The sequence below is a fragment of the Neoroseomonas rubea genome (assembly GCF_016106015.1).
GTDB lineage: Bacteria > Pseudomonadota > Alphaproteobacteria > Acetobacterales > Acetobacteraceae > Neoroseomonas > Neoroseomonas rubea.
The window spans coordinates 1-4,836 of the sequence record NZ_JACADQ010000323.1 but is presented as its reverse complement, the minus strand read 5'-3'; the positions used below and the strand labels follow the sequence as shown (position 1 = coordinate 4,836).

Genomic DNA, 4,836 nt, shown 5'->3' with positions numbered 1-4,836 from the left:
TCGCGGGGGGCGGCGCCGTAGCCACGCGTGCCGGGCAGGAACTGCCGCGGCGCGGCGGCGGCGCCTCGGAGGACGGGCGCGGCGGGGCGGTCTGCCGGTCGATGTCCGGGCGCGGCACCGGGCGGTAGTCGGGCGCGCCGGTCATGGCGGCCTCGGGCCCGGTGGGCATGGAGGATCGCAGCTCCCCCGCCGTCAGCCGGAGATCCTGCACCGACTCGCTCCGCAGCGGGGCGAATTCGGCCTCCTGCCCCGTCACGCGCCGGATGGTCAGGCTGTCGCCGGTCACGGCCGGCTGGCTGCTCATGTTCCATGAGGGCTGCCAGTCCGGCCCGCAGCCGGCCAGCAGCGTGGTGGCGAGCAACAGGCCGGCCGCCGTTCCGCTACGCATGGGGTGTCGCTCCGCGCTCATGGGTGTGAAGATGCGCCCGCGGCCGCGTCGTCTCAAGGCCGCGCTGTGGTCTCGCCGGCGGGCGGCTCGGCGACGGCGGGCCTGGCATCCTGTTCTCCCGCATGGCGCAGGCCCGCCTGGATGTAGTCCCAGCCGGTCACGAGCGTCAGCGCGGCCGCGACCCAGAGCCCGACCTCCCCGATCAGGGAGACGGGCAGGAAGCCGAGGCCGATGACACCGGCGCCCGTATCGCCCGCGAGCAGCGTGCCGAGCGCGCCCATCTGGAACCCGGTCTTCCACTTGGCGAGCTTCGTCACCGGCAGGCCGACGCGGAGTTCGGCGAGGTATTCGCGCAGGCCGGAGACCATGATCTCCCGCAGCATGATGACGATGGCCGGATACAGCGCGGCGTGGGAGAGGCGGTCGAGCCCGACCAGCAGCATCAGCGCCGCGCCGACCAGCAGCTTGTCCGCGATTGGGTCCAGCATCCGCCCGAAGGAGGAGGTGACGCCGCGGTCGCGCGCGATCTTGCCGTCGAAATAGTCAGTGATGGCCGCGGCCGAGAACACCACGCAGGCCGCCATGTCCGCCCAGGGCGCCCCGACCGCCGCGACGGCGACGAGCACCGGGATCGCAGCGATCCGGGACAGCGTCAGGAGGTTGGGCAGGTCGGTGGGCATGGCGTGCCCGTTCCTTAGCCGGTCCCGCCGCGCGGGGCCACCGCGGCGCCGGGGTGGAAATGCTCATGGATGCGGCGCGCGACGGCCGGGCCGATGCCGGGGCAGGCCTCGAGGTCCGCCAGCCCCGCCTGCCGCACCCCGCGCGCCGAGCCGAAATGGTTGAGCAGCTTGCGCTTCAGCGCCGTGCCGATGCCCGGAATCTCGTCCAGCTCGGACTTCGTCAGGGCCTTCGATCGGCCCGCGCGATGGGCGGAGATGGCGAAGCGATGCGCCTCGTCCCGCAAGCGCTGGAGGTAATACAGGACCGGGTCGCGTGGCGGCAGCTGCACCGGCTCCCGCCCGGCCATGTGGAACCATTCCCGCCCCGCGTCGCGGTCTGGGCCCTTGGCGACGGCGACCAGCGGCACGTCCTCCACGCCCAGTTCGGCCATCACCGACTGCGCTGCGGACAGCTGGCCGGCGCCGCCGTCGATCAGCACCAGGTCCGGCCAGGCGTCGCTCTCCCGCCCCGGATCCTCGCGCAGCGCGCGGCCGAAGCGGCGTTCGAAGACCTCGCGCATCATGGCGAAGTCGTCATTGCCCTGCGCCGCCTTGATCGAGAATTTCCGGTACGCCTGCTTGGTGAAGCCGGCGGGGCCGGCCACGACCATCACGCCATAGGGGTTCGCGCCCTGGATGTGGCTGTTGTCGTAGACCTCGATGCGCTCGGGCGGGGCGGGCAGGCCGAACAGGGTTGCGACGCCGTCGAGCAATTGCGTCTGCGCCGTGCCTTCGGCGAGGCGCCGTTCCAGCGCTTCGCGCGCATTGGTCGCGGCGTGTTCCACTGCTTCGCGCTTCTCGCCGCGCTGCGGGCGATGCAGTTCCACCTTGCGATGTGCCTTGAGGCTCAGCGCCTCGGCGATCAGCGCGGCCTCCGGCGGTTCGTGGGAGAGCAGGACGAGCGGCGGCGGCGGCAGGTCGTCGTACAACTGGGCGAGGAAGGTGCCCATCACCTCCTCCGGCCCCTGGTCCTGCTTCGCGTGGCTGAGGAAATACGGGCGGTTGCCGTTGTTGCGGCCGCCGCGGAAGAAGAAGACCTGCACGCAGGATTGCCCGGCCGCCTGGTGCAGCGCGATGACGTCGGCATCGCCCACGCCCTCGATGTTCACGCGGTCCTTGCCCTGCACATGCGTCAGGCCGCGGATGCGGTCGCGCAGCGACGCGGCGCGCTCGAATTCCAGCTGCTCGGCGGCCTGCTCCATCTCCGCCGCCAGGCGCTTCTGGATGGAGGGTGTGCCGCCGGAGAGGAACTCCTTCGCCTCCCGCACCAGCGCGGCGTAGTCGTCGTGGGAGATGCGCTCGACGCAGGGCGCCGAGCAGCGCTTGATCTGGAAGAGCAGGCACGGGCGCGTGCGGCTGTCGAACACCGTGTCGCGGCAGGAGCGCAGGAGAAACACGCGCTGCAGCGCCGTGATGGTCTGGTTCACCGCCCAGGCGGAGGCGAAGGGCCCGTAGTAGGAGGCACCCTTGCGCCGTTCGCCACGATGCTTGGCGATCTGCGGATAGGGATGGTCGTCGGTGATGACGAGCCAGGGATACGACTTGTCGTCGCGCAGGACGATGTTGAAGCGCGGGCGCAGGCGCTTGATGAAGTTCGCCTCGAGCAGCAGCGCCTCGGCCTCGCTTGCGGTGGTGACGATTTCCATGCTGCGCGTCTCGAACACCATGCGCCGGAGGCGTTCGGACAGGCGCGCGACCTGGGTGTAGGAAGTGACGCGTTTGCGCAGCGAGCGCGCCTTGCCCACGTAGAGGGCATCGCCCTTCGCATCGAGCATGCGATAGACGCCGGGGGCGAGCGGCAGGTTCGGCAGGGCGGCCTCGATGACGGCGAGACCATCGGCGATCTGCGGCGGTTCGGGTACGTCCGACATGCCCTGCGTCATCCTGCGGCGCTGTGCACGCCGCCGTGATCCTTGTCCACGAATCCTGTGGACAACTCTGTGGGCGCATTCGCGGCAAGGGGCCTGTGTGCGGCGTTACAGTTAGGTTTCGGCCCTGTGCCGAGTTTTTGAGCGGCCGGGCGAGAAACGCCTAATGCATTGAATTTAAAAGAAAAAATTACTACCGACCGATGAACGCCTGCGTCAAGTGCGAAGCGGCCGGGCGCTGATGTCCCACGCTCCAGGGCCGAATCTGCCAGTGGACAAAATGAATGCGTCTCGCGTCTCAATTGCGTGACCGCTCGACCGCCACGCCCACGCTCGCAACGTCAGCAAGCACGTCGGGCTTTTCCACCTGCACGCGAACGCGAGCAACCCTGTCATCGTCCAGGAGCGCCACGGCGATGCGTTCGGCGAGGGTTTCCGCCAGCCTGACATGCCCGGCGCAGGCAATCCGCCGTGCGGTCGCGGCCACCGCGCCATAGTCGACGACGCGTGCGAGTTCATCGGCACCCTCGCCCGTGGGAGCGGATTCGTCTCGGACCGCGAGATCAATGCCAATCACCACACGCTGCGCGCGCGCTTCCTCATGCGCATGCACGCCAAGCCGCGCCTGCACGGTCAGGCCGCGCACGAACACATGGCGGAGGCCGCGCGCCGAATCGGGGGCGAAGCTCATTCCTCCGGCTCCCCGCCTGCGGATGGCGACCATTGCAGGTGCTGCCCGCCATCGAGCGCGATCATCTGCCCCGTCATGGACGGCAGCGACAGGATGGCGAGCAGCGCCTGCGCCACTTCGGCGGGGGATGTGCCGCGCCGCAGCGGCACGGAATGGCATTGCCGCGCGAACTGCTCCGCCGTCTGGCGCGTGCTCGGCAGCGCCGGGCCCGGCCCGATCGCGTTGACCCGGATCCGCGGCGCCAGCGCGAGCGCGAGCGACTGCGTCATCGCCCAGAGCCCCGCCTTGGAGACGGTGTAGGAGATGAAGTGCGGCGTCAGCGACCAGACGCGCTGGTCGAGCATGTTGACGACGACGCCCTCGCGCCCCTTCGGCAAGGCCAGCGCGAAGGCCTGCGCCAGCACGAAGGGCGCGCGCAGGTTGGGCTCGAGGTGCCGGTCCCAGCTCGCGCGCGTCGCGTCGTGCCATTCGTCGCGCTCGAAGGTGGAGGCGTTGTTGACGAGAACGCCGAGCGGGCCGAGCGCGGCCATGGCATCGGGCACCAGGCGCGCGACCTGCGCTTCCTGCCCGAGATCGGCGCGCAGCGTGACGGCGCGCCGTCCGAGGGCGCGGACCGCCTGCGCCGTCGCCTCCGCCTCGGCCTCGCTCGCCGCGTAGTGGATCGCGACATCGAAGCCTGCTTCGGCGAGGGCGAGCGCCATGCCGCGGCCGAGCCGCTTGGCGCCGCCGGTGACAAGCGCGCCCCTGGGCAGTGTGTCGGAGAGGGGGAGGGTCATGGGCCGGGCATGTAGCGTGCCCGCGCGCATCCGTCAGGGTGCATCCGCGGAGCTGATTACGAAATAAAAACATCTTCCGCGCAGATTCAGGATCGACGAGGAGGCCGACATGGCGCCATTCGACATGGCCGGCGCGGACGGCGCGCGGCGCGACGGATCCGACGCGGCCATCGCCCGCATCGCCCCGCATATCGGCGACCTGTCCGTGCAGGTCGCCGACATCGCCGGCGCCGTCGATGCGTGGCGGCGGGGCCTCGCCGGGATGGCCGGGTCGGCCGAGGGTCTCGACCAGGGGGCCGGGCGCGTGGCCGCCGAGGCCGTCGCGATTGCCGACGGCGCCGCGCGCATCGGGCGCAACCTCGCGGAGGTGGACCACGAGGCGGCCGGCGCGCGG

6 protein-coding genes are annotated in these 4,836 nt (G+C 70.8%); 1 reads left to right on the top strand and 5 read right to left on the bottom strand.

What is annotated here, in order from left to right; genetic code table 11:
• From HW577_RS20835 to HW577_RS20815, 5 genes are all read right to left on the bottom strand, one after another.
• A partial coding sequence (locus HW577_RS20835; RefSeq protein WP_198378043.1) for a hypothetical protein occupies window positions 1-388 on the bottom strand: 388 nt, incomplete at its 3' end.
• Between the two features lie 53 nt (window positions 389-441).
• Window positions 442-1,068: a CDP-diacylglycerol--glycerol-3-phosphate 3-phosphatidyltransferase gene (pgsA, locus tag HW577_RS20830; protein ID WP_198378042.1), complete on the bottom strand. Its 627-nt coding sequence runs from the start codon at window positions 1,066-1,068 to the stop codon at window positions 442-444.
• 14 nt (window positions 1,069-1,082) lie between these two features.
• Complete coding sequence (uvrC, locus tag HW577_RS20825; RefSeq protein ID WP_198378041.1) at window positions 1,083-2,978, bottom strand: excinuclease ABC subunit UvrC; 1,896 nt, start codon at window positions 2,976-2,978, stop codon at window positions 1,083-1,085.
• A 295-nt stretch (window positions 2,979-3,273) separates the two neighbouring features.
• Window positions 3,274-3,666: a dihydroneopterin aldolase gene (locus HW577_RS20820; RefSeq protein WP_232475106.1), complete on the bottom strand. Its 393-nt coding sequence runs from the start codon at window positions 3,664-3,666 to the stop codon at window positions 3,274-3,276.
• A complete protein-coding gene (locus HW577_RS20815; RefSeq protein ID WP_198378039.1) occupies window positions 3,663-4,442 on the bottom strand; it encodes an SDR family oxidoreductase in 780 nt (259 codons plus the stop codon). The genes HW577_RS20820 and HW577_RS20815 overlap by 4 nt, the downstream gene beginning before the upstream one ends.
• Before the next feature lie 109 nt (window positions 4,443-4,551).
• On the opposite strand from HW577_RS20815, the gene HW577_RS20810 reads away from it, so the two are divergent.
• The coding region (locus HW577_RS20810) for a hypothetical protein (protein ID WP_198378038.1) at window positions 4,552-4,836 on the top strand (285 nt) is incomplete at its 3' end.

What these genes read in the sequence shown, in the direction of transcription:
- HW577_RS20815 (WP_198378039.1), bottom strand. Translation starts at nt 4,442, where the DNA reads ATGACCCTCCCCCTCTCCGACACACTGCCCAGGGGCGCGCTTGTCACC.
- HW577_RS20820 (WP_232475106.1), bottom strand. Translation starts at nt 3,666, where the DNA reads ATGAGCTTCGCCCCCGATTCGGCGCGCGGCCTCCGCCATGTGTTCGTG.
- uvrC (WP_198378041.1), bottom strand. Translation starts at nt 2,978, where the DNA reads ATGTCGGACGTACCCGAACCGCCGCAGATCGCCGATGGTCTCGCCGTC.
- pgsA (WP_198378042.1), bottom strand. Translation starts at nt 1,068, where the DNA reads ATGCCCACCGACCTGCCCAACCTCCTGACGCTGTCCCGGATCGCTGCG.